A 24287-nucleotide genomic window follows, 5' to 3' on the forward strand; every position below is an offset into this window, starting at 1 on the left:
GGGCCGCCAGTTCCAGCTCGACACCTTCGGCGAGGTGCTCCAGCTGTACGCGGCCGCGGCCCCGCACGGGCACCTGGACGACCCCCAGGTGCGCCGCGCCGCCGAGGTGGCCGTCGCCGCCGTCGAGCGGAACTGGCAGCGCCCCGAGGCCGGCCTGTGGGAGCTGGAGGAGCGCTGGTGGACCCATTCGCGCCTCAGCGTGGTGACCGGACTGCGGGCGCTGGCCGACCGGTTGCCGGAGCGGGCTGCCGAACGGCCCCGTGCGCTGGCCGACACGGTGCTGGCCGAGACCCGCCGCCGGTGCCTGCGCCCGGACGGGGTGTGGGCGCGCGCGGCCGACGACCCGGAGCCGGACGCCGCCGTCCTGCTGCCCCTGGCCCGCGGCTGCCTGCCCGAGGCCGACCCGTCCTTCCCGCGCACCGTCGCCGCCGTCCGGGAGAAGCTGTCCGAGGACGGCTACGTCTACCGCTTCCGGCACGACGACCGGCCCCTCGCCGAGGCCGAGGGCGCGTTCCTGCTGTGTGGCTTCATGATGGCCCTGGCCACCGACCGCCTCGGTGACCGGGCCGGTGCCTACCGCTGGTTCGAGCGCAACCGCGCCGCCTACGGCCCCGCCGGGCTGTACGCGGAGGAATTCGACGTCGAGCAGCGGCAACTGCGCGGGAATCTCCCCCAAGCCTTCGTGCACGCGCTGCTGTTGGAGAACGCGGCGCGTCTCGCCGAGCCGGAGCGCGTTTGAACGCGTCTGAACGCGTCTGAGCGCGCCTGAAACGCCCCGAGGGGCCGTGGTGTTTCCCGGCACTCGCGAGCCGGGCTCGTGACGGGCGCACGTACCCTCGTGACCAGCCCGGTCCCCATGTGCCGGGTGGTCGTGGCGAGTGACGAGGATGATGCCTGTGGATGCCAGCAGCCGTATCGAAGCGGTGTACGCGGAGGTTCTGCGCCGTAACCCCGGCGAGGGCGAGTTCCACCAGGCGGTGCGTGAAGTGCTGCACAGCCTCGCACCGGTGCTGGAGAAGCGGCCGGAGTACGCCGAGGCCAAGCTGATCGAGCGGCTGGTGGAGCCGGAACGGCAGGTGCTCTTCCGGGTGCCGTGGACCGACGACACGGGAGAGGTCCACGTCAACCGGGGCTTCCGCGTGGAGTTCAGCAGCGCGCTGGGCCCCTACAAGGGCGGGCTGCGGTTCGTGCCCCGGCTGGAGCTGGGGACCGTGAAGTTCCTGGCGTTCGAGCAGATCTTCAAGAACGCGCTCACCGGTCTGGGTATCGGCGCGGGCAAGGGCGGCGCCGACTTCGACCCCAAGGGCCGCAGCGACGCGGAGGTCATGCGCTTCTGCCAGTCCTTCATGACGGAGCTGCACCGCCACCTCGGCGAGCACACCGATGTGCCGGCCGGTGACATCGGCGTCGGCGGGCGCGAGATCGGCTACCTGTTCGGCCAGTACAAGCGGCTGACCAACCGCTACGAGGCCGGTGCCCTCACCGGCAAGGGCATCGGCTGGGGCGGCTCGCAGGCCCGTACGGAGGCGACCGGGTACGGCACCGTGCACTTCGTCCGCGAGATGCTCGCCACCCGGGGCGAGGAGCTGGCCGGCCGGCGGGTCGTGCTCTCCGGCGCCGGCAACGTGTCGCTGTTCGCCATCGAGAAGGCGCAGGCGCTCGGCGCCCGGGTCGTCGCCTGCTCGGACTCCTCCGGCTACGTGGTGGACGAGGCCGGGCTCGACCTCGACCTGCTCAAGGAGATCAAGCTGGCGCGCCGCGGCCGGCTCGACACCTACGCCGAGGCCCGCTCCTCGGCCCGCTTCAGCACCCGCGGCTCCGTCTTCGACGTACCCTGCGACCTCGCCCTGCCGAGCGCCACCCAGAACGAACTGACGGAGCAGCACGCCGTCACCCTCGTCAAGAACGGCGTCAAGGCCGTGGCCGAGGGCGCCAACATGCCCTGCACCCCCGACGCGGTGGGCGTCCTGCGCGAGGCGGGCGTCCTCTACGGTCCCGGCAAGGCCGCCAACGCGGGCGGTGTGGCGACCTCCGCGCTGGAGATGCGGCAGAACGCGACCCGCGAAACCTGGACGTTCGAGGAGACCGAGACCCGGCTGGCCGCGGTGATGCGCGACATCCATACCCAGTGCGTCGCCGCCGCCGAGGAGTTCGGCGCCCCCGACGACTACGTGCTGGGTGCCAACGCGGCCGGCTTCCTCCGCGTCGCCGAGGCGATGCGCGCCCAGGGCGTGGTGTGAGCCGTCCGGGTTCCCCGGGCTCCGCCCGGGGAACCCGGGAGAACGGCACCGGGTTCCTCCGGGAAACGGCCCCGGGCTCCCCGGGCTCCCCGGGTGACCCGGGGTTCCTGGGTGGTGTTGTCCGGGTCGGTCAGGCGTTGGTCCGGGTGGGCCGTTGACCGGTGCGCGGTGGGCGCGGATCGAGCCGTTGCTCCCGGACCGGGCGCCGCAACGGGGCGGCCGCCGGCGGGCCCATCGCGGGTGATCGACGCGGTCGCCTTCAGGGTCCAGACCGGCTACAGACAACACATGCTGTCACGGTTCTTAACCGCTGCGGGATGCGAAGGATTTCGGCCGGTCCTCATCCGTTGAATGCCGGAGTTCTCTGGTTCGGAGGTGCGCCCAGATCCGGATTCCGGCCCAGTTCGTGGGCGCGTTGTCGATGCGGCGGATGTGAGGACAAGCGGTCCACAGGGCGATGACACTGCGAGACAGGCGGACAGTTGCTATCCCCACTACGTCCAGATGCGTGACCCCAAGGGCAGTACTACCCTATTTGTAGGGAAAATCCCTACGTCCCTACGAAGGAAGAAGAAGGTGAGGACATGCTGAGGTACACGGCTCCGACCGTGGTTCGCCTGGGCCGGATGGAGGAACTGACCGGGCAGCTCCGCCGCGGCGTTCCCGACCTGTTTGGCCACGGCAACATTGCATGACAGGCCATCAGTCCGGCCCCTCACCCGCCGCGCGACAGGCGCAGTGGGGAGGGGCTTTCGAAAGCCGCGGCGGCCCCGTGGCCGATTTCCTCGGCAGCTCGGGACGGGTGAGCCGCACGTCCTGGGGCGCCGGGGCCGGTTACCGCACGGTGCCGTTCGACCACAGAGGCCGTCTGCCTGCCGAGGGCTGCCACGCTGTGCAATGGCTGCGCCCTGGAACGACTCGGCCATGCCCGCAGCCGGTGCCCGAATCGCTGCTTCTGCTGTCCGGGCCGCTGCCGCAACGGCCGTCCCCGAACCTCGTGCGGAGTGTCGTTCTGGCTCTGGCGGCAGGAGACGACGCGGTCCTGGCTCAGCTTCCGGCGGAGTTGACCGGATGCGTCCTCACCCCGCAGCGGCTGGTCATCTTCCGGGGACTGTCGGCGCCGGACCAGATCTTCTTCCGCAGGACGCCGACGCACGTCACTTGGTCAGCCGACCCCAGAGACCTGTTCGACGGCCGGCTTCCGGAATTCGACAAGGAGACGCTTTGGCGCAGCTGCCGAGGCGAGGACGTATTCGTCTACCCGGAACTGGGACAGCTGCATCCAGGGCAAGCCGTCGGTTTCGACGCCCGTTCGACGCGTAAGGAATGGTACGACCAGGCCACCCCCTGGGTTCTTCCCCGTCGCACCGGTTTGCGCGAGTACGCGGACATCACCTATGAGCTGCTGCTGGAGGAGACCCGGAGCTATGCGAACAGCAGGCGACGCGTGGGGATCCTCCTCTCCGGTGGATTCGGCGACCGTGCTCGCGGCCCTCGCCGACCACGGCGTCGATGTGGTCGCTTACCACATGGGCACCGACGATCCGTCAGCCGACGAGCTTTCCTATGCCCGCCGGGTCTGCCGGCACCTTTCGGTGCCTCTGGTAACCATCCCCTCGAAGGGAGACGAGGACTACTTCTCCCGCGAGTGGGACTTTCCGCATCCTTTCAACCACGTATGGTTCCGCGCCCTCGAACGCGTCGCGGACCGTATCGCTGCGGACGGCGTACAGCATCTTCTGTCCGGCCTGGAAGGGGATATGCTTTTCGGCCCGCTGCGGTACGGCCTGCACGACATTGTCGCGGGGGATGTGCGGCGGCGCGAGAAGTGGCGGATGCTTCAGGGGCTGCTCGCCACCCGTTGGGAACTGAGCCGCATTCTGCGCAGTGCCAGACCGGGATATTCCCTGTACGCGGATCCGCAGGCATGCGCCGAGGTGGAACTCGGCAGTGACTTCCTCATCCCCATGCCGGACGCCGCCCCCGAAGCGTACGACACGGATTTCGCGCCACAGGAGCACACGCTGAATCTGGCGCTGTGGCGACCGCGTGGAATCCACCTCGGCAAGCCCTGGGGCGGCAGGTCGCTGCGACGGCTGGCGGCCCGGCTGCCCGGACGCCTACCGCATGATCCCCTACGGCGGGCGGACGATCGACAAACCCGTGCTGCGCCTGGCCGCTGCCCACCGGCTGCCCCCGCAGATCTGGCGGCACCACGGCCGGTCCTGGCTGGGCTCCCCGGACGAGAACTGGTGCCTGCGGCACACCGACACCCTGCGCCGCATTCTCGGCGGGCCGCAAGCGCGGCTCGTCGCGAGGGGCGTGGTCGACCCGCGGCGGCTCGAGCGGGTCTTCGACGACCCGCGCACGCTGCGCCGCAACGCCGAGAACCTGATCTGTTCCGCCATGGTCGAGTTGTTCCTACGAGACCTGGAGTGCAAGACCGGCCTCGCTCCAGGGAGGTGATCATATGCCCCTGCTGCAGTTGAGTGAGCAGACAGTCTTCGATCCGGCCGACGGCGCCGGGGTACTGGTGGACGGCGCCCGGGGTGTCTACTTCGAGCTGAATCCCGTCGCCACCCTCATGCTGGAGGCCGCGCTGCGTTACGAGACCGCGGAGGAGGCCGTCCGGCAACTCTCTCAGCGCGTCGACGCCTCGGATGAGACGCTGCTTGCCGGTATGGCGGAGCTGTCCGAGCAGCTCGCCGACAACCAACTCGTCGAGCCGACCCGCTGATGCACGTACGGGAGCGTCCCACCGCGTCCTGGGAACACCTGCTGTGGGACACCGATCGGACCCCTCCCCCGCCGCCGGTTCCTCCGCGCGTCCGACTGCTCGCCGCCATACGCACGGCCCAGGCGGTGCGCGTACTGCGCAGGCGTGGCTGGCCGGAAGCACAGCGGCGGCTGATCGACACGCACCCTGCCTCCGCCTTCGCCGCGGTGCTCAGTCCGCCGGCGTCGATCGGTCTCGCCCGCCGGGAGGTGCTGCCCTGCCTTCTGACCTTGCGGCTGGTGGCACCGGAGGCCCTCTGCCTGCCCAGGTCATTCGCTCTCGCAACCTACCTTTCCGTCCTCGGACAGCCGGCCGAGGTCGTCGTGGCACGGCAGCGCTCCTCCGTCGGCGGACGGTTCTCCTTCCACGCCTGGGCGGAACTGCACGGCGAAGTGCTGGGTGACATTCCCGGTGTCCGGACCGGTTTCGCCGTCCTCCAGCGTGTCGGTTCCCGGCATGTGCCAGGAGCGAGCCCCCGATGAAGTCCGGTGCGGACACCGCGAGCGGCCCACAGCGCACGGTGGGGCAGGAGATCCGGCGCGCACTGCGCGGGCGCGGCCGCACCATCACCGTTTCCGTCTGGCTGTCCCTGGTCGGCTCCGCGCTCGGGCTGGCGCAGCCGCTGCTCGTCAAACGCGTCATCGAGGCGGCCAGGGAGGGCGCCGGGACGGGGAACCTCATCGGTCTGCTCGTGGCGCTCTTCCTCGCACAGGCGGCGGTGCAGGCGGTGGCCCGCTATGCCTTGGCGCTCACCGGCGAGGGGGTCGTCCTGGGCCTCCGGCTGAGCATCATCGACCGCCTGATGCGATTGCCGATGCGGACGTACGACCGGCACCGCATCGGTGACCTGATCTCACGGGCCAGCACGGACAGCACCGCTTTGCGGCTGCTCATCTCGGAAGGGTTCACCGACGCGATCACCGGCAGTATCAGCATGGTCGGCGTCGTCGTGCTGATGATGTGGCTCGACTGGCTTCTCTTCCTGATCGTCCTCGGCGTCATCGCCGCGGGATCGCTGCTGGTCGCCTCGATGCTGCGCGGCATCGAGCGGGCTTCGCTCCATGCCCAGCAGGCCACCGGTGCGATGACCGCGGAGTTGGAACGTGCGCTGGGCGCCATCCGTACCGTACGGGCCAGCCGCGCGGAGGAACGGGAGACGGAACGCATCGGAGGGCAGGCCCGGTCCGCGTATACGGCGAGCGTGCGCGTCGGGCTCCTGGACTCGGTCGTGGCCCCCACGATCATGCTGACGATCAACGGCTCGTTTCTGCTGGTGCTCGTCATCGGGGGCATGCGGGTGGCCGACCGGGGCGCCTCCATCGCCGATCTCGCGGCGTTCCTGCTGTACATGCTCTATCTCATGGGGCCGGTCAGCTCCGTCTTCCAGGCGCTGAGCACCATGCGCCAGGGCGTCGGCGCGCTCAGGCGCATCAGCGAGATCCTCGACCTGCCGCGCGAGACGGACACGGAGACGAGGACGGGCCGGACGGCGGATACGGCGGCGACGGCGGCGGGGACGGCGACGGATGGGGCGCCGGAGAGGACGTCGGCGAAGGAGGCAGAGGCGACAGCGGCTCCGCCCGTGGGCCGGGGCACAGTGGCGGCACAGCGCGAGACGCCCGTACTGGAGTTCCGTGACGTGTGGTTCGGCTACGAGCCGGGCCGACCGGTGCTGCGCGGGGTCTCCTTCCAGGTGCCTCCGCGCGGAACAGTCGCGTTGGCGGGCAGCTCCGGTGTCGGCAAGTCGACCGTCTTCGCGCTTGCCGAGCGGTTCTACGAGGCGGACGACGGGCGAGTGCTCTTCGAGGGACAGGACGTACGCTCACTCGACGAGAACGCGCACCGGGCCCGGATCGGACTGGTGGAGCAGCACGCACCTGTCCTCCACGGCACTCTGCGGCAGAACCTGCTGTACGCCGCGCCGGACGCGGACACCGCGGAGCTGCAGCGCGTGATCGACCTGTCGCATCTGACCGAGTTGGTGGAACGGCTTCCCCAGGGGCTCGACACAAACACCGGTGACCACGGAGGGATGCTCTCCGGCGGGGAACGTCAGCGCATCGCCATCGCGCGTTCACTGCTCAGCCGTCCCCGCTTGCTGCTGCTCGACGAACCGACCGCTCAGCTGGACGCCGTCAATGAGACCCTGCTGCGGCGTTCGATCCGACAGGTCGCATCCGAGTGCGCCCTCCTGGTCATCGCCCACCGGTACTCCACATTCCGCGGCGCGGACCTGATCGTGGTGCTCGACGGTGGCCAGGTCGTCGGGTACGGGACGCACGGAGAGTTGGTAGCCGGCAACGACCACTACCGTTTCCTGTCGCAGTCCCAGCAGGCCGAATGAGAAGCCGTCCCACTCGGTGTGTTCGGTGCCCCTGCCCATCGCCCTCCCCGGCCGGCGTTTGCATGACAGCCAGGCCCTGGTTCGTTGTCCGTCGGTGGGCCCGGATGCAGCGACGGCCTCCTCCAGGGCGCGGCGCAGGCGCCGTTCCTGTCCGCGTCTGTCCGCAGGTGCATGCCCGGCCGGCTGCCACGAGACGCGTCGCGAGCGGACCGGCACCCGCTCCGCACAGCGGCTAGGAGCCCCGCGGGATGCGGTGGCGTGCGATGTGGCGGGCCGGGAAGCCGTCCGGTCCGCCGCCAAGGTCGGCCAGGGTCAGCTCCGCGAACGTGGTGCCCTCCTCGGCCACCTCGCGGAGCGGCTCCAGAAACGCCAGGGCCTCGGGGCGCTCCCGCCCGTCGGCGATCCGCGCGGTGAGGCCCGCCGCGCTCAGCTCCAGGAGGGCGGTGGCCAGCGCCCGGACCGGGCGCCCGGCCAGGCGGGCGGCCAGACCGTGGCGGGCGATCTCGCGCAGCGCCGCCCGGTGCGCCTCCGGTCCGATCCCGCGCAGCAGTTCCCAGGCGGCCTCGCGGGACGGCGGGTGGTAGCCGAGCCCGCTCCAGAACGCGGGAGGGGCGAACAGCGCCCGGTAGGGCGGTCCGTCCACGGCGCGCAACTCCAGCGTCTCGCGCAGCCGCACGTCGGAGAAGACCTGGGAGAGGTGGGCGCGCCAGTCGGCGAGGTCCGGGGCGGTTCCGTCGCCGAACCCCTCGGTCAGCAGGGTGGCGAAGGGCACCCGGGGCACGGCGCGCCGGCCGCCGTCCGGTGCCGCCCGGTGGATCATCGGCAGGGCGAGCGCCCAGTCGACGACCTGGTCGATGTCCACGTCCTCGCGCAGCATGGCCGGGACGACGCCGGTGCGGGCCGGGTCGGTGCGGGAGAGGTGGTCCATGCGCCGGGACAGCAGCCCGCACGGCTGGCCGGCGTCCAGCGGCGCGTTGACGAACAGTGCCGCCGCCGGGGTCGAGGCGGCGGCCTGGGCCCGCAGCTTGCGCGTCAGGTCCCCGGGGGAGCAGAAGTCCAAGGAGACCTGGGTGGACAGCGCCAGGGACATCACATGGACGCCGTCCGCGCCGGGCGGGCCGAGGCGCTCGAAGTGGCGCCGCATCACGGGCGTGCGCGAGTGCGGCACCCACTCCACCTCCCCGGGGGCCGTGAACGGGTACTGGGCACCGGGCACCAGGGCGAAGCCGAACCGGTCCGCGGCGGCGGCCAGCTCGCGCAGGGCGCGGTCGGTCACCTCGGCGAGGTCACCGACGCAGCGGCACGGCGGCGAGGAGTACTCCACGGCGCCGCCGTGCTCCAGCGTCACCGTGCCGCCCTCCGGCAGGGCGACCCCGACCAGTGCCGCGCGGTCGAAGAGGGGGACGGCGCCGGGCCGCTCGGCGGCGAGGAACTCCAGCAGGGCGCGGACCCCGCGCGGCCCCCGGTAGGGGACGGCCGCGCCCGTGCGCGGATCCAGCGCCGCCGTCTCCACCTCGATGCCGACCAGTTCGCGGGCCGTGCCGTGCGCCGTACCGGCCGTGCCGTGCGCCGCGGCGATCCCGGCCTCCCGGCCGCTCCCGCCGTCCCGGCCGCTCCCGCTGTCCCGGTCGGTCCCGTCGTCCCCGGTGGCGTCGGCGAACGCGCTCGTGAAGACGCTGCGCAGCTCGTCGCGGGTCAGTGACGGGGCGGCGGACGCGTGAGCCATGGCACACCTCGCAAGGAGCGGCTGGTCGGTCGGCGGACGGGAGAAACGCAACCATCCCGCCCTCTCGTGCGCCGGGTACCCCGGCGCACCGCCGGCTCAGGCAACCCCTTCAGACGAGGAGGCGCGCCATCGCGGGACCACCGTCGCGACCGGGACCGCTGCCCGGTCTCACCAGCGCAGGGCGGCGAAGTCCACCGGCAGCGGCCGCAGGGTCGCCACCCGCTCCGTCAGCCGCCTCATGCGGCGGGCCATCTCGGCGGCGGGCAGCCGCTTGCGGCCGCCGTGCCCCGGCAGCAGCCACTCGAAACGCAGCGCGTCCACCGTCCTGGCCAGCGAGGCGGCCAGCTCCTCGATCGAGTACCAGGTGACAGTCTGCGCCACCTCGACGTCCTGCAGGGTCCGCGCCCAGTAGAAGCTGTCCCCGCTGAAGCAGAGCCGCTCGTCGGCGACATACAGCACGCTGCCCCGGGTGTGCCCCGGGAGGGGGAAGACCCGCACGCCCTGGGCGATCCAGGACGGCTCCGTGCCGCGCAACACCTGGTCGGCGTCGGGTGCCGCGTCCAGGTCGCCCTCGTGGATCCACAGCCGGGCGCCCAGCCGGTCCGCCCAGCGGCGGCCGTGCGCCGCGTGGTCCCGGTGGGTGAGCAGCACGTCGGTGACCGGGCCCAGCGCCTCGTACCGCACGGCGAGCCGCTCGGCGAAGCGCGGCGTGTCCACCATCATCCACGTGCCGCCGGGGCGGCGCAGCAGATAGGAGTTGGCCCCCGCCGTGCGCTGCGAGTTGTGCCCGCACAGCAGGACGTCGTCGTCCAGGGCGAGGGGAAAGGGGTCAGGGCCGGCCTGCGGCAGGCGGCCGCCGGGGGGACGGATGGAACGCGTGGGGCAGGCGAGTGCCGCCGTCAGCAGTTGCCGCTCCTCCTCCTCGTCCCGGGGCTGGCGCACGATCTCGGAACGGCCCTGTGCCTGGACGACGAGGTCCGGGGCGAGCTGACGGGCCACATCGCAGTCGGTGCACCGCCCGTCCACGTACCAGCCGGCGTCCGCGTGTCCTCTCCTGGTGACGGTCTCCATGGGTGACTCCCTCCTGGGGTACGCGCCCGAGTGCGCGCACCCCAGGACACCGCGAGTCCGGCCGGGAGCGGAAGGGCGCCTCCCGGCCCCGGCCGCACGGCTCGCCCTCCCCGCGGCCGGTCAGGCCGGGTACGCCAGGTACAGGAGCGCGGCGAGCACGCCGCCCACCAGCGGGCCGGCCACCGGGACCCACGAGTACGCCCAGTCGGCCCGGCCCTTGCCCCTGATCGGCAGCACGAACGCGTAGGCGAGGCGCGGACCCAGGTCGCGCGCCGGGTTGATGGCGTACCCCGTCGGCCCGCCCAGCGAGGTGCCGATCACCAGCACCACGAACGCGACCCCCGCGTAGCCCAGCGCCGAGTTGCCGAAGTCGGGGATGCCGCCGTCGCCGTTCTTGTAGGTGGGGGAGAACAGGACGAACGCCACCAGCACGAAGGTGCCCAGCACCTCGGTGACCAGGTTCCAGGCGGGGTTGCGGATCGTCGGCGCGGTGGAGAAGACCCCCAGCGTTCCCGCCGGGTCGTCGTGGTCGTCGAACTGGAGCTTGTAGGTGGCCCAGCACAGCACCGCGCCGAGGACGCCGCCGAGCATCTGCGCCAGCATGTACACGGGTACGTCGGACCACTCGGTCTTGTCGGCCACGGCGAGGGCCAGGGTGATCGCGGGGTTCAGGTGGGCTCCGCTGGGCGCGGCCAGGCTCGCGCCCGTGAAGACGGCGAAGCCCCAGCCGATGTTGACGAACAGCACGCCCCCGCCGTTGCCGTTCGTCCTGCGCAGTACGTTGTTGGCCACGACGCCGGTACCCAGCATCACCAGGACCGCGGTGCCCAAGAGCTCCCACAGGAAGATGTCGCCCGCGCTCATCCGTTACCTCCACAACGTCGCGGCTCCGCACGCCGTTCACTCGACGGCGGTGGCCGCGCACCCTACTTGCTGGGCGGCGGCCCGCGACAGGTTCGGGACCGGAATTCCGGAGGGAGTCCACCGGCCGGGGCCCTGGAGCCCGCCGGCTAGGGCTCCGGGCGGGCGGCCCGCTCCAGTACGCCGAAGACCGCGCCCTGCGGATCGCGGACCACGGCCACCTCCAGTCCCTCGCCGTTCATCCCCTCGTACAGCACGGAGGCGCCCTCCCGCCGCGCCGTCGCGACTGCCGCCCGCGCGTCGCGCGCCCCGAAGTACGGCATCCAGAAAGCCTCTTCGTCCGGCTGCTCCGCGCGCAGCAGAGTCCGCCCCGCCCCCGCCGGTCCGCCCGCCCCCGCCACCTCCCCGGGCAGGCGGTACGCCGCGTAGTGCTCCCCGCCGACCGCCGTGTGGTCGGCGGGGAGCAGCCCGAGCACGGCCTCGTAGAAGCGGTCGGCCCGCTCGGTGTCGCGTACGGCCAGCTCCGCCCAGCACAGCGCGGACGGCTCGTCGAACAGCCCCGCGCCGAGGTGCGCGCGGGGCTGCCAGAAGCCCACGTGCGCGCCCTCGGGGTCCACCGCGGTGACGGTGCGGCCGAGCACCCCGACGTCCCCGGGCCCGTGCCGCACCTCGCCACCGGCCGCCACCACGCGCTCGGCCAGCGCGTCGGCGCGCTCCACCGCGAAGGAGACGATCCAGCTCGCCGCGGCCGGCGCGTCCCCGGGGTCTTCGTCCCGGCCGGACGGCGCGATACCGGCCACCATGTGCCGCTGCCAGGTGGCGTATCTGTAGTGGTCGTAGGCCGGTCCCGTCCGCACGTACCCCCAGCCCAGCACCGCCTCGTAGAAGCGCTCGGCGGCGGCCGGGCCGGACGTGTGCAGATCGGCCCAGCACAGCGCGCCCGCGGGGTAGGCCAGGGGCTCGGGCACCGGATCCTCCTTCCTCGGCGGCGGGCGCGGGCGACGGCGTCCGGCCGGCGCGCCCGTTGTACGTCATTGCCGAACTGTACGCATTGACGCACGAGTTGGGGCCGACGGAGGATGCCAGCACATCAGGTGAGGGGGCTGCCGGTGCACAGTAGGAACCCGCGGGACGGTGTCGGGGCGTCCGGCCGGAGCGGAACCGCCACCGCGTCGGACCGGGACGGACAGGACGTACGGGACGCCGTCGCCGTCGTCGGCATGGCGCTCCGCGTCCCCGGCAGCGCCGGCCTCGACGCGTTCTGGACCCAGCTGGCCGACGGCGTCGAGTCGGTCACCCGCTTCACCGCCGAGGAGCTGCGCGAGGCCGGCATCCCGGACGCCGTGCTGGCCGACCCGCACTACGTAAGGGCGAAACCGGTCCTTGCCGACCTGGCCGGATTCGACGCCCGCTTCTTCGGTCTGACACCCCGCGAGGCGCAGGTACGCGACCCCCAGCACCGGCTCTTCCTGGAGTGCGCCTACACCGCGCTCGAACACGCCGGGTACGACCCCTTCCACATGCCGGGCACGGTCGGCGTCTACGGCGGCGGCGCACCCAACTTCTACCGGGAGTGGAACGTGGCCGCCCACCCCGAGGCCACCGCGTTCCTCGGCGAGGTCGGGGTGATGGTCGGCAACGCCGCCGACTACCTCACCACCGCCGTCTCCCACCACCTGGGCCTGACCGGACCGAGCGTGAACGTGGCGACAGCCTGCTCCACCTCACTGGTCGCCGTGCACACCGCGTGCCAGGCGCTGCGCGCCGGGGAGTGCGACGCGGCCGTGGCCGGCGGCGTGCAGGTGGAACTGCCGCGCGTGTCCGGCTACCACGCCGCCGAGGGCGGCATGTTCTCCGTCACCGGCCGGGTCAGACCCTTCGACGCCGACGCCGACGGCACGGTGTTCGGCACCGGGGTGGGCACCGTCGTCCTCAAGCGGTACGCCGACGCGCTCGCGGCGGGCGACCACGTGCACGCCCTCGTCCGGGCCTCCGCCCTCAACAACGACGGCAACCTCAAGGCCGGCTTCACCGCTCCCAGCGTCGAGGGCCAGGCCGCGCTCATCCGGCGCACACTGCGCGCGGCCGGCATCGACCCGGGCCGCATCGGCTACATCGAGGCGCACGGCACCGGCACCCGCGTCGGCGACCCCGTCGAGGTCAACGCCCTCACCCGTGCCTACCGCGACCTGGGCCACACCGGGGTGCGCGACTGCCCCCTGGGCTCCGTCAAGGGCAACATCGGGCACCTGGGGCCCGCGGCCGGTGTCGTCGGCCTCATCAAGACCGTCCTCGCCCTCCAGCACGGCCGCATCCCGCCCAGCATCAACCACACCCGGCCCCACCCCGCCATCGACTTCGACAGCGGCCCCTTCCGCGTCATCACCGAACTGGCGGACTGGCCCGCCCACCAGGACGAGCGGCTCGCCGCCGTCAGTTCGTTCGGCGTCGGCGGCACCAACGCCCACGTGATCGTCCAACAGGCACCCGAACGCGCCCCGCGGCGACGCCCGGCGACGACCACGTCCGCCACACGGACCGGCGCCTCGGTGGAGGCCGGCGCCTCGGCGGAGGCCGGCGCTTCGATGGACGCCGGTGCCTCCACGGAGGCCGCCGCCTCGGCCGGGGCCGGTGCTCCGGTGGCGGCCGGGGGCTCCGCGTCGCCCGGCGGTTCCGCCGCGCTCGGCGCCGCCTCACGTGCTGACGTTCCCGAGGCGCCCGGCTCTTCCGGGAAGAGCGGTTCCGTGGCGGCCGGTTACCCCGGGACGGCCGATGGCCGGGCGCCCGCGCCCGGACCCGCACCGCGGCCCGTCGTGCTGCCCGTCTCCGCGCGTACCCCCGAAGCGCTGGCCGCCGCCACCGGTCGGCTCGCCGCTCACATCGAGGCGCACCCGGGGCAGGACATCGAGGACGTCGGCGCGACGCTCGCCCTGGGGCGGCCCGCCTTCCGGCACCGTCTCGCCGTCGTCCCCGGTGAGGAGGGCGCACCGGCCGCCCTGCGCGCCGCCCGCACCGACGCACCGCCGGCCCCCGCCGGCGACGCGCCCCTCGCCTTCCTCTTCCCCGGCCAGGGCTCCCAGCACCTGGGCATGGGCAAGCTTCTCTACGCGCGGGAGGCCGTCTTCCGGGAGACGGTCGACCGGTGCGCCGAGCTGGCCCGGCCGCTGCTGGACGCCGACCTGCGCGAGGTGGTGTTCGCCGGGGACGAGCCCGCCGCCGCCGAGCGGCTGACCCGTACCGCGATGGCGCAGCCCGCGCTGTTCACCGTCGAGTACGCCCTGGCACGGCAGTTGCTCGCCTGGGGCCTGGCCCCCGCCGCGATGGCCGGGCACAGCGTCGGCGAGTACGTCGCCGCCTGCCTGGCCGGGGTGTTCTCCGAGGCCGACGCCGTGCGGCTCGTCGCACGGCGCGGCGCGCTCGTGCAGGAGCTGCCCGGCGGCGGCATGCTGGCGGTCCCGCTGCCCGCCGAGGAGGCCGAGGGCCTCGAGGGCCTGGACGTCGCCGCGTACAACGGCGCCCGTCTCACCGTGCTCTCCGGCCCGCACGAGGCGCTGGACGCCGCGCAGGCCGCGCTCGCCGCACGCGGTGTGACCGGACAGCGGCTGCACACCTCGCACGCCTTCCACTCGGCCATGATGGAACCCGCGCTGGAGCCCTTCGCCGCCGAGCTGGCCGAGGCCGAACTCTCCCCGCCCACGCTGCCGTTCGTCTCCAACGTCACCGGCACCTGGATCACCGACGAGGAAGCCGTCGACCCCGCCTACTGGACCCGGCACCTGCGCGCCCCGGTCCTCTTCGCGCCCGGCGTCGCACGTCTGCTGGAGGACGGCGACCTGCTGTTCGCCGAGGTGGGGCCCGGCCAGGTGCTCACCGCGCTGACCCGCGCCCAGGCCCGCCGAATGTCGTCCCGCGACCGGGACGCACCGGACCGCGTCGTGGTGCCGACCATGCCGATGCCGCAGGGCGGCGAGGACGGCCCGCGCTGCCTGGCCCGCGCGGTGGCGCGGCTGTGGACGGCGGGCGCCCCGGTGGACTGGCGGGCCTACTGGGGCACCGGCCGGCGCCGCGTACCGCTGCCCACCTACCCCTTCCAGCGCACCCCCCACTGGCTCGACGCGGCCCCGGCTCCCCGGGCCACGGCGGCCCCCGCAACCGCCACGGCTGCCCCCGCCCCCGCGACGGAGGCCACCACATCCGGGACGGCGGCCTCCGCAGCCGGGCCCGGGCAGCAGGGCGAAGAGCGCCGCCCCATCGGCCGCGCCCTCTTCCGGCCCGGCTGGCGCGAGGACCCGGCGCCGCCGCCCGGCACCGGCTCCCTGGCCGCCACCTGGCTGGTGCTGCGCCGGGGCGAGATCCTGGACGGCACCGTCAGCGCGCTGCGGCGCGCGGGCGGGCAGGTCGTCACCGCCGAACCCGGCGACCGGTTCGCCCGGCTCACCGGCAGCCGCTATCTGCTGCGCCCCGGTGTCCGCGCCGACTACGACGCGCTGGCCGAGGCCCTGGCCGCCGACGGGCTGTGGCCCGAACGGATCCTGCACGGCTGGCTGTTCGGACCGCCGGACGCCGCGTACCCCGAGGACGACACCGGCGGCTGGCTGGACCTGGGTTTCTTCAGCGTCCTGTTCCTCGCCCAGGTCTGCGCCGGGCGCGCCGGGGGACGGGGTGCCGGACCGCGGTGGGACGTGGTCGGCTCCCGGCTGCGCGCCGTCTCGGGCGCCGAACCGGTCGCGCCCGCGCGTGCCGCCGTCACCGGGGTGTGCGACGTCCTGGCCAAGGAGCTGCCCGAGAGCGCCGTACGCTGCCTGGACGTGGCCGAACTCCGCTTCGCCCCCGGGCTGCTGGAGGAACTCGCCCGCGCCGGCGGCCGGCCCGCGCCGGCCTCCGCCGCCTGTGCGGACCGCTGGATCGCCCTGCGCGGCCGCAGGCGCTGGCTGCCGCACCACACCCAGGTGCCCGAACCCCGCGCCCGCGGCACCGCCGGACCGCTGCGCGAGCGCGGCACCTACCTGATCACCGGCGGACTCGGCGGCATCGGCCTGGCCGTCGCCGAGGGGCTGGCCAAGGCCGTCCGCGCCCGCCTCGTGCTGACCGCCCGCTCCCCCTTCCCGCCCCGCGAGGAGTGGGACCGGCTGCTCGCCGGCCCGTCCCGTACGCGTGAGGGAGTGGCGGAGACGGTGCGGCGGCTGCGGCGCCTGGAGGAGTACGGCGCCCGGGTGCTGGTGTGCCGCGCCGATGTGGCCGACGAGCCGGCGATGCGGGCCGTGGTCGAGCGGGCGGAGGGGGAGTTCGGCCCCGTCGACGGAGTCTTCCACACCGCGGGCGTCCCCGGCGGCGGACTCCTGGCGCTCAAGACCCGCGCCGAGGCCGAACGCGTGATGGCGGCGAAGGTGACGGGCACGCTGGTGCTCGACCGGCTGCTGGGCGAGCGGGTGGAGCTGATGGTGCTGTTCTCCTCCATCACCTCCGTCGCCGGGAACCTCGGCCAGACCGACTACGCGGCGGCCAACGCCTTCCTCGACGCCTACGCCCACGCCCGCGCCGCGGAGGCGCCCGGCTTCACCGTCTCCGTCAACTGGGACGCCTGGGCCGAGGTCGGCATGGCGGCCCGGGCCGACGCCCTCGCTCCGGCGGCCTTCCGCGCCCTCCAGGCGGGCACCGCCGCCCCGGCCGTCGGCTCCCTGGCGTCGGCACACGCCCCCCACCCGCCCGCCGGGGACGACACGGTCGGTCCCCAGGCCGCACCCCTCGCCCCCGCCCCGGAGAGCGCCCTCGCACCGGAAACCGGTTCCGCACCCGAAGACGCCTCCGCCCCGGTGCCGGCGGCCCCGCCGGCCGCTTCCGGGCCCGGACTCCCCGGCTCGGCGGCACCCGCCGCCGAGCCGCCGCTGCCCGCCGTCCACCCGCTGCTCGGTGACCGCACCGACGGCCCCGACGGGCGGCTCACCTACCGCACCGTGCTGGACGGCGAGACGCACTGGGTCTCGCGGGAGCACCGGGTCGCCGGTACACCGGTGTGGCCGGCGACGGCGTACCTGGAGATGGCCCGCGCCGCGGCGGCCGACGCGCTGAGAGGGGACGCGACCGCCTCCGTCCGGCTGCGGCTCACCGACGTCACCTTCCTCGCCGTCCTCGTCCTCACCGGTCCCACAGCGCTGCGGACCGTCCTCACCCCCGAGGGCGACGGCTACCGCTTCTCCGTCGCCGCCCGCGCCGACGGCCAGGAGTGGACGGAGCACGCCGCAGGGCATGTCGCCCCCGCCCCGGACGGCCCTGTCCACCTCCACGACCTCCAGGTGCTGCGCGAGTGCCTCCCCGTCGTGAAGCCGGACACCGAGCCGTACGAACCCGAGACCGGGCTCGTCGACTTCGGGCCCCGCTGGACCAGCGTCGCCGAGCTGCGCCGCGACGACTCCTCGACCCTGGCCCGTATCGAACTGCCCGAGCCCTACCGCGCCGAGCCGGCCGACTACCCCCTGCACCCCGCCCTGTTCGACGCGGCCACCTCCAACGCCGTCTATCTGCCGGAACTGGGCCCGACGGGGGAGAGCTACCTGCCCTTCTCCCTCAGCCGCCTCACCCTGCACGGCCCCTTGCCGCCCACCGTCCACGTGTACTCCCGGCGGCGCGGGGCGCACCGCCCCGTGGTGACCTTCGACCTCACCCTCACGGACGGGGACGGACGCGAGGTCGCGGACGTGACCGGCTACACGGTCCGCGTCCGGGACCCGGCCGGGTTCCGGGACAGCGTCACCGCCCGCGCCCGGCCCGCCGCCCCCGCGCAGGAGCAGCGGCCCGCACCCCAGGGAGGGCTGGGCGGCGAGTTCGCCATCCGTCCCGAGGAGGGGATCCAGGCGCTCTGGCACATCCTCGGCGACCGGATCGGGCCGCAGGTCGTCGTCATCCCCGAGGGCCTGGACGAGCGGCTGCGCGCGGTCGAGGCGCTGACCAGCGACGTCATCGCGGAGGCGGGCCGGCGGTCGGAGGCGCCGGCCGCGGCGGCCGGGGGCGCGGACCTGCCCGCGCCCCGCCCGGCCGCCACAGGACAGGGGGACCCGGGCCCCGGCCCGGCGGCCGACAGCGTGCACGAGCGGCTGGCGAAGCTGTGGTCCGAGGCGCTGGGCATCGACGACATCGGCCCGGACGACGACTTCTTCGCCTTCGGCGGCAACTCCCTCGTCGGCGTCCAGCTCGCCGCCCGGGTGCGCCGCGAGTTCGACACCGACCTGCCCATCGCCACCCTCATCGAGAACCCGACCGTCCGCGCCATCGCAGGGATCATCTCCGCATGAACACCACCGCCCCGCCGCCGGCCGACCGCTGGCTGCCCTTCCCGGCCGCCGCGGGCGGGGCCCGGGTGCGGCTGCTGTGCTTCCCCTGCGCGGGCCAGGGCGCCTCCGCCTACCGGTCCTGGCAGCGGCTGCTCGCGCCCGGCATCGAGGCCGTCCCGGTGCAGCTGCCCGGCCGCGAGGGGCGGGCCACCGAGGAGCCCTTCACCGACATGGACAGCCTGATGGCGCGGCTGCTGCCGGTGCTGGAGGAGCAGGTGGACGCCGTGGACGGCTACGCCCTGTTCGGGCACAGCCTCGGCGCGCTGGTCGCCTTCGAGGCCGCCCGCAGACTGGAGGCCGGCGGGCGGACGCCGCTGGGGCTCACCGTCGCCGCGCAGCGCCCGCCGCACCTGCCGCCGGCCCGCGAGACGGTCCACGACCTGCCCCGGGCGGCGTTCATGACGACGCTCGGCCTCTACGGGCAGGTGCCCGTGGGCCTCTTCGACGATCCGGCGGCCGTCGAACTGGCAGCCGCCGGACTGCGCGCCGACTTCACCCTCGTGGAGACCTACCGGCCCCCCGCCGGCCCTCCGCTGCGCTGCCCCGTGACGGCGCTGCCCGGGCTGGCCGACACCTCCCTGCCGCCCGGCTCGATGCGCGCCTGGCAGGAGTTGACCAGCGGGCCCTTCACCTTCCGCCCGGTGCCCGGCGACCACTTCTTCGTCAACGAGCGCGCCGAGGAGGTGACGGGCGTCCTGCGCACCGCACTGTCCCGGACGGAGCCGCTGTCCGCACCACCGGGCAGCACGTGAGCCGCGCGCTGCCGGAGGGCCTCACGGGAGGAGGCCGGAGGAGGGCCGGGGGGGAGGGAGACGGCCACGAAGGGACGCCGCGGGCGGCGGCGCGCGAGGGCGTGACAGGGCGGCCCGGCCTTCCGCCGGGGGCGGCCGCCGGTGAACGCGTCGTCCACGGTGCGGCCGGTGCGCTTCTCCTCAGCCGGTGGGTGCCGGCCGCTCATCGCCGGTGTCCGCCGCGGGCAGGAGCAGGCTCAGGTGGAGGTCCGGGTGGTCGGCCAGATGGACGGTGGTCCGGTCGAAGTGCAGCCGGCCCTCGGTGGGGTGGTCGAGCGTCTTGGCGCCGACGGCGGTGTCCCGCACCTCCTGGCGCCGCCACAGTTCGGCGAACCCGGCATCGGCGGTGGACAGTTCGGTGACGACGCGGGGGAACTCCGGGTCGTCGGGGTAGCGTGCCGCGTCCGTGCGGAAGCCGGCGACGAGCTGCGGCGCCAACTGGTCCCAGTTCGCGGGGCGGTGCCCGCCGGGGAGCTTTCCGGTGAAGCCGTCCAGACAGCTGATGCCGGGCCGCAGGTCACCGAAGAGCGCGTGCAGCGCGGTGTTCCCGCCCAGGAAGCGCCAGTGCCGGTCGAGGACGTAGGCCGGGTGGGGGAGCCACCCGTCGAGCACCCGGACCACGGCGGCCGGGAGCCCGGGCGCGGCGTCGGCCGGGTGCGGGTCCCGGGGCGGTGCGGTCCGGTGGGGCCGGGGTTCGTGTCCCGCGAGCCGGTAGAGGTGGGCGCGTTCGGTGCCGTCCAGCCGGAGCGCGCCGGCGACGGCGTCCAGCACACTCGTCGTGACGGAGATCGCGCGGCCCTGCTCCAGCCATGTGTACCAGGTCAGCCCCACCCCCGCGAGGGTGGCGACCTCCTCGCGGCGCAGTCCGGGCGTGCGCCGCCGCCCGCCCTCCGGGAGCCCCGCGTCCCGCGGCGAGACCCGCGCCCTGCGGTCGCGCAGGAACGCGCTGAGTTCCGTGCGCCGCCGCGTCCGCGCTGCCCTGGCCGGACGCGCTGACGCCGCCGGACGTGCTGATGCCGCCGTTTGCGTCGGCGCCGCCGTGCCCGGCGTATCCGGTTGCGGCTCCGGTGTCGTGGCCGTGCCCCGCGTCCTGGTACTCACGGCACTACCATAAGCGCCGCCTTGGCCCCCGCGAACGGCCTGCCGAGACTGGCCGGGTCCCTCACGAAAAACCCGGCGATGAAAGGCAGTTCGTGGTGCCTGGAACAGAGCACGAGAGCCCGTCCTCCGCGCGGCCGTCGGCACCCCCGGCCGGCTTCATGGAGGAGCCGCCCAGGGCGGGCCGCGCCCAGTGGGCCGCGTTGGCGGTGGTGCTGCTCGGAGCCTTCATGGGCTTTCTCGACATCTTCGTCGTCAACGTCGCCAACCCGGCCATCCAGAGGGAACTGAACGCAAGCTTCGCCGAGATCGGGCTCGTACCGGCCGGGTACACCCTGGCGTACGCCGTCGGGCTCGTCACGGGCGGGCGCCTCGGCGACCTGTACGGCAGGCGGCGGATCTTCCTGAGCGGGGTCGCCGCCTTCGCCGCCACCTCCCTGCTCTGCGCCTGCGCCACGACGCCCGCGTTCCTCATCGGTGCGCGGGTCGCACAGGGTCTGGCCGCCGCGCTGATGCTGCCGCAGGTCCTCGCGCTGCTCCAGGCGACCTTCCGGCGGGAGGAAGAGCGGGCGCGGGCCCTGGGACTGTACGGGGCGGTGGTCGGGGCCGGCGTCGTGGCCGGGCAGGTCGTCGGCGGGCTGCTGCTGGCGTGGGACGTGGCAGGCCTCGGCTGGCGGGCCGTCTTCCTCGTCAACGTCCCGCTGTGCGCGGCCACGTTCGCCGGGGCGCTCGTCCTGGTGGGGGAAGCGGACCGGGAGGGAGCCCGCCCCGCGCTGGACCTGGCCGGCGCCGCGCTGCTGGGCGCCGGACTCTTCGGGCTGCTGCACCCGCTGGTGGTCGGCGGCGAGGGAGGCTGGACGGCGCCGCTGGTGGTGGAGACGTGCGCGGCGGCGGTCCTGCTGGGCCTTTTCGTCCTGTGGGAGCGGCGCGTCGCCCGCGCCGGGGGAGCCCCTCTGCTGCCGCCGCGGCTCTTCGCCCAGCGCGGGTTCTCGCTGGGTCTGCCCACGGCCTTGCTCTTCTACGGTTCGAACGGCGCGTTCGTCTTCCTCCTCGCCTTCCACCTCCAGCAGGCGCTCTCCTTCTCCCCCTGGCAGTCGGCGGCCCTGTTCACCCCGATGGCGCTCTGCACGTCCGTCGCCGCGATCGTGTGCGGAAAGCTCGTCGCACGCTGGGGCGGGCGGGTCGTGCCGTGGGGCGCGCTGGTGACCGGAGCCGGGCTGCTTGCCGTCTGGGCGACCACGGCCACCCAGGAGGCCGCACCCGGCCGGGCCCTCCTGCTGCTGCCGGGGCTCGTGCTGTACGGACTCGGCGGTGGCGTGGTCGCCACCTCGCTGCTGGGGCTCGCCCTCGCGGAGGTGGCCCCTCAGGACGCGGGCGCCGCGTCGGGCGGACTGCTGACCGCCGTACAGGCGTCGGAGGCCGCCGGGGTCGCCGGAATCGGTGCCCTGTTCTCCGCGATCTCCGCCTCGACGGGACCGACGGACGCCTTCGCCGCCGTCGTACTCCTCCTGGCGGGACTGGCCGCCGCGTTGGCGTTCCTGCTCCACCGGCTGCGCCGCGACTGAGCCGCCGCGACCGGGCCGGGCGGCGCGGCCCCCGGCCCGGTGCCTGGTCCTCGCCGCCTGCGCCAGGCCGGGTGGGGCCGGGTGCCTGGTCCGCGAGGCCGGTTCGTGAGGTTCGAGTGGCTCTGTTGCCGGGGCCGCACCGGCTGCCGGCGGGCCTGTCTCCTGCACGGCCTGCCGCGGAAGAGTGCGGCGTACCACTGCTTCGCCGCCTGGCGGGAGAGGGGACCGGCCATGTCGTCCACGAACTCCTGCGTCGTCCACGAACTCCTGCGCTGCCAGGTCCGTGTACGGGCCCGCCGGTTGGAGGAACCGGCCCTGGCGGTGCTGGCACCGAGAGTGTCCACGCGGCCGCCGGGGTCCCGGCGTCCACGACCGGCCGGGACCCGGCGAGGCGGGTGCCGGGCCGCAAGCGGGGACCGGCCGTGGACGTGCGCGGCCTGGTCATCGCACAACACCTCAAGAACTGCCGCTCTCCGCGGCCCTGGGCTGCTGTTGGGTGACGCAGTGGATGCCGCCTCCGCCTTCGGCGACGGTGTGGATCTCCAACTGGACGACCTCGCGGTCGGGGTAGAGGTCGCCGATGACGGCGGCGGCCTGCTGGTCGGCTCTGCGGTCGCCGAAGCGCGGGATGAGGACGGCGTCGTTGGCGATGTAGTAGTTGGCGTAGGAGCCGAGGAAGTCCTTCCCGCGGCGGCCGAGCCTGGCGGGGTCGGGTTCGGGGAGGTCGATGATCTCGAACTTCCTTCCCCGGGCGTCGGTCGCGTTCTCCAGGACGCCGCGGGCCTGATCGTAGGCACGGGTCCACACATCGGGTCCGTCGCCGTCCCAGGCGCGGCTGAGCAGGACGACACCGTTCTCACCGAAGCGGGCCAGGGAGTCGACGTGGTAGTCGGTGATGTCCTGGCCCTTGGCGCCCTTGAACCAGATCACCTGGTCGGCGCCGACCAGGTGCTTGAGGGAGTTCTCGATCTCGTCGCGGCTCAGGCCGGGGTTGCGGTTGGCGTTGACCAGAGAGCTCTCGGTGACCAGGAGGGTGCCGTGCCCGTCCACCTCCAGTGAGCCGCCCTCTCCCACCAAGGGCGCGTCGACGCGGGGGACGCCCGCGTACTCCAGAACGGCGCGGGCCACCTTCGCGTCGTGCTCGTGTTCCTGCTTGCCGCCCCAGCCGTTGAAGTGCAGGTCGATGCCCGCAAGGCCTTCCGGGCCCAGGACGAAGGTCGGGCCGCTGTCGCGCATCCACAGGTCGTCGGTGGGCACGGCGATCACGTCCACTCCCGCGCCGCAGGCCCGCCGTGCCGCCTTGGCCTCCTCCGGGGCGGCCAGCATGACCACGGGCTCGAACCCGGCCAGCGCACGGGCGATGCCCGCGATGTCGCGCTGGGCGTCTTTCGCCATGTCCTCCCAGACCGAGTCCAGCGGCGGCCACGACATGAACGTGCGGACGTGCTCGTGTGTCTCCGCCGGCATGAACAGTTCGGCCTGCTTCCGGCTGGGCACCGCGGCCTCCTTTGCCCCGGACGACTGGCGACCTGCCTTCTTCTCCTGATCCTGACCGCAGGCTGTCAGCCCCGCGGCGGCCGGTACGGCAGCCACGCCGCCCCTCAGCACGCTTCGGCGGTTCGGTCTCCTCATGACACGGCTCCCCTTCTCACCAAGACGCCCTGACTGAAATTTCAGTCAGGACGAGAAGGTAACATCGTCTCCGTCATCGATCGGAACGCTTCGAGGGAGTCGAACCCGTGTCCGCCCGCCGTACCGCCATCCTGGAAGCCGCCACCCGCGTCATCGCTCAGCGCGGCATCAGGGGCCTGCGAGTCGAGGAGCTGGCCGAGGAGGCCGGCGTGTCGACCTCGCTGATCTACTACCACTTCCGCGACCGGGCCGGTCTCCTCGCCCGCACCCTCGACTTCATCAACACCCGAGCCGAGCACTACACCCAGCCCACCACCGACCCCGACACCGACCCCCGCGGCCACCTGGAAGAGATGCTGCTCCTCGAACTCCAGGACACCCCCGCCGTCGTCGAGAACACCACGGCCTGGGGCGAACTGCGCTCCACCGCCGTCTTCCAGCCCGATCTGCGCGACCAACTCCGCACCACCACCGGCAGCTGGAACGACCACACCAGCGACCTGATCCACCGCGCCCAGCAGACCGGCCGCGCCGCACCTGATATCTCACCGGACGACGCCGCAGACCGGCTCACCGCCCTCGTCGAAGGGCTCAGCAAGCGCTGGCTCAGCGGCACCCTCACCCTCGACCGCGCTCGCCACCTCCTGCGCGGCGCCATCACCGCGGAACTCGGCCCCTGAGCCGACCACCAGCACGACCCCCACCCTCGTCCGAAACAGGGCATCACCGTACGAACCACCCTCTGCGTGCATGGGCGTATGGGTGCGTGGGCGCATGGGTGCATGGAGCGGCCGGGTGCCGGGTGCCGGGTGGCGACGTCACCGCCCGGCCCCGAGCTCCCGGCCGGCGGGTCCC

General features: G+C 73.8%; 16 protein-coding genes and 1 pseudogene. 11 read left to right on the forward strand and 6 right to left on the reverse strand.

What is annotated here, in order from left to right:
• From FM076_RS28745 to FM076_RS28770, 7 genes and pseudogenes are all read left to right on the forward strand, one after another.
• Positions 1 to 739, forward strand: a 739-nt coding sequence (locus FM076_RS28745; protein ID WP_243274664.1) for a glycoside hydrolase family 15 protein, incomplete at its 5' end; no start/stop codon positions are given.
• Positions 740 to 887: 148 nt separating this feature from the next.
• A complete protein-coding gene (gene gdhA / locus FM076_RS28750) occupies positions 888 to 2240 on the forward strand; it encodes an NADP-specific glutamate dehydrogenase (RefSeq protein WP_173873772.1) in 1353 nt (450 codons plus the stop codon).
• A 1427-nt stretch (positions 2241 to 3667) separates the two neighbouring features.
• Positions 3668 to 4066, forward strand: a pseudogene (locus tag FM076_RS35405) (asparagine synthase-related protein); the annotation flags it as partial.
• 223 nt (positions 4067 to 4289) lie between these two features.
• A complete protein-coding gene (locus FM076_RS34295) occupies positions 4290 to 4706 on the forward strand; it encodes an asparagine synthase-related protein (RefSeq protein WP_243274666.1) in 417 nt (138 codons plus the stop codon).
• Positions 4707 to 4710: 4 nt separating this feature from the next.
• The gene (locus FM076_RS28760; protein ID WP_173873774.1) at positions 4711 to 4977 is read left to right on the forward strand and encodes a PqqD family protein; all 267 of its coding nucleotides are present in this window, start codon (positions 4711 to 4713) and stop codon (positions 4975 to 4977) included.
• A complete protein-coding gene (locus tag FM076_RS28765) occupies positions 4977 to 5498 on the forward strand; it encodes a lasso peptide biosynthesis B2 protein (protein WP_173873775.1) in 522 nt (173 codons plus the stop codon). Before FM076_RS28760 ends, FM076_RS28765 begins: the two co-directional genes overlap by 1 nt.
• Positions 5495 to 7360, forward strand: coding sequence for an ABC transporter ATP-binding protein (locus FM076_RS28770; RefSeq protein ID WP_173873776.1), 1866 nt, complete (start codon positions 5495 to 5497; stop codon positions 7358 to 7360). Before FM076_RS28765 ends, FM076_RS28770 begins: the two co-directional genes overlap by 4 nt.
• Positions 7361 to 7592: 232 nt before the next feature.
• Here the strand turns inward: FM076_RS28770 and FM076_RS28775 are convergent, their stop codons facing one another.
• The 4 genes from FM076_RS28775 to FM076_RS28790 form a co-directional block, all read right to left on the reverse strand.
• Positions 7593 to 9086, reverse strand: a complete 1494-nt coding sequence (locus tag FM076_RS28775; RefSeq protein WP_173873777.1) for a glutamate-cysteine ligase family protein — start codon at positions 9084 to 9086, stop codon at positions 7593 to 7595.
• A 168-nt stretch (positions 9087 to 9254) separates the two neighbouring features.
• Positions 9255 to 10157, reverse strand: coding sequence for a 4Fe-4S domain-containing protein (locus tag FM076_RS28780; RefSeq protein ID WP_173873778.1), 903 nt, complete (start codon positions 10155 to 10157; stop codon positions 9255 to 9257).
• Positions 10158 to 10277: 120 nt separating this feature from the next.
• Positions 10278 to 11021, reverse strand: a complete 744-nt coding sequence (locus tag FM076_RS28785) for an MIP/aquaporin family protein (protein WP_173873779.1) — start codon at positions 11019 to 11021, stop codon at positions 10278 to 10280.
• Between the two features lie 146 nt (positions 11022 to 11167).
• On the reverse strand, positions 11168 to 11986 hold the full coding sequence (locus FM076_RS28790) for a VOC family protein (protein ID WP_173873780.1): 819 nt from the start codon (positions 11984 to 11986) through the stop codon (positions 11168 to 11170).
• Between the two features lie 141 nt (positions 11987 to 12127).
• Between FM076_RS28790 and FM076_RS28795 the strand changes: the two genes are divergently transcribed.
• Both FM076_RS28795 and FM076_RS28800 read left to right on the forward strand, forming a co-directional pair.
• Positions 12128 to 18307 carry a type I polyketide synthase gene (locus FM076_RS28795; protein WP_173873781.1) on the forward strand — a complete coding sequence of 2060 codons (6180 nt, stop codon included), beginning with the start codon at positions 12128 to 12130 and terminating at the stop codon, positions 18305 to 18307.
• Entirely contained in the window at positions 18304 to 19098 is a 795-nt protein-coding gene (locus FM076_RS28800; protein WP_173873782.1) for a thioesterase II family protein, read from the forward strand. Before FM076_RS28795 ends, FM076_RS28800 begins: the two co-directional genes overlap by 4 nt.
• A gap of 180 nt (positions 19099 to 19278) precedes the next feature.
• On the opposite strand, the gene FM076_RS28805 is transcribed toward FM076_RS28800, so the two are convergent.
• On the reverse strand, positions 19279 to 20238 hold the full coding sequence (locus FM076_RS28805) for a helix-turn-helix transcriptional regulator (RefSeq protein ID WP_345945301.1): 960 nt from the start codon (positions 20236 to 20238) through the stop codon (positions 19279 to 19281).
• Between the two features lie 95 nt (positions 20239 to 20333).
• Here FM076_RS28805 and FM076_RS28810 point away from each other — a divergent pair, with 95 nt between their 5' ends.
• Positions 20334 to 21800 carry an MFS transporter gene (locus FM076_RS28810; RefSeq protein WP_345945302.1) on the forward strand — a complete coding sequence of 489 codons (1467 nt, stop codon included), beginning with the start codon at positions 20334 to 20336 and terminating at the stop codon, positions 21798 to 21800.
• 456 nt (positions 21801 to 22256) lie between these two features.
• On the opposite strand, the gene FM076_RS28815 is transcribed toward FM076_RS28810, so the two are convergent.
• Positions 22257 to 23297 carry an agmatine deiminase family protein gene (locus FM076_RS28815; RefSeq protein ID WP_345945303.1) on the reverse strand — a complete coding sequence of 347 codons (1041 nt, stop codon included), beginning with the start codon at positions 23295 to 23297 and terminating at the stop codon, positions 22257 to 22259.
• A 242-nt stretch (positions 23298 to 23539) separates the two neighbouring features.
• On the opposite strand from FM076_RS28815, the gene FM076_RS28820 reads away from it, so the two are divergent.
• Positions 23540 to 24112: a TetR family transcriptional regulator gene (locus tag FM076_RS28820; RefSeq protein ID WP_173873784.1), complete on the forward strand. Its 573-nt coding sequence runs from the start codon at positions 23540 to 23542 to the stop codon at positions 24110 to 24112.
• Positions 24113 to 24287: the final 175 nt, after the last annotated feature.

Source organism: Streptomyces albus subsp. chlorinus (assembly GCF_013302895.1).
In the GTDB taxonomy this organism is placed as follows: domain Bacteria; phylum Actinomycetota; class Actinomycetes; order Streptomycetales; family Streptomycetaceae; genus Streptomyces; species Streptomyces chlorinus.

Bases quoted from the DNA above. Each gene is read 5' to 3' on its own strand.
- gdhA (WP_173873772.1), top strand. From the start codon at position 888: ATGATGCCTGTGGATGCCAGCAGCCGTATCGAAGCGGTGTACGCGGAG.
- FM076_RS28760 (WP_173873774.1), top strand. From the start codon at position 4,711: ATGCCCCTGCTGCAGTTGAGTGAGCAGACAGTCTTCGATCCGGCCGAC.
- FM076_RS28765 (WP_173873775.1), top strand. From the start codon at position 4,977: ATGCACGTACGGGAGCGTCCCACCGCGTCCTGGGAACACCTGCTGTGG.
- FM076_RS28770 (WP_173873776.1), top strand. From the start codon at position 5,495: ATGAAGTCCGGTGCGGACACCGCGAGCGGCCCACAGCGCACGGTGGGG.
- FM076_RS28775 (WP_173873777.1), bottom strand. From the start codon at position 9,086: ATGGCTCACGCGTCCGCCGCCCCGTCACTGACCCGCGACGAGCTGCGC.
- FM076_RS28780 (WP_173873778.1), bottom strand. From the start codon at position 10,157: ATGGAGACCGTCACCAGGAGAGGACACGCGGACGCCGGCTGGTACGTG.
- FM076_RS28785 (WP_173873779.1), bottom strand. From the start codon at position 11,021: ATGAGCGCGGGCGACATCTTCCTGTGGGAGCTCTTGGGCACCGCGGTC.
- FM076_RS28800 (WP_173873782.1), top strand. From the start codon at position 18,304: ATGAACACCACCGCCCCGCCGCCGGCCGACCGCTGGCTGCCCTTCCCG.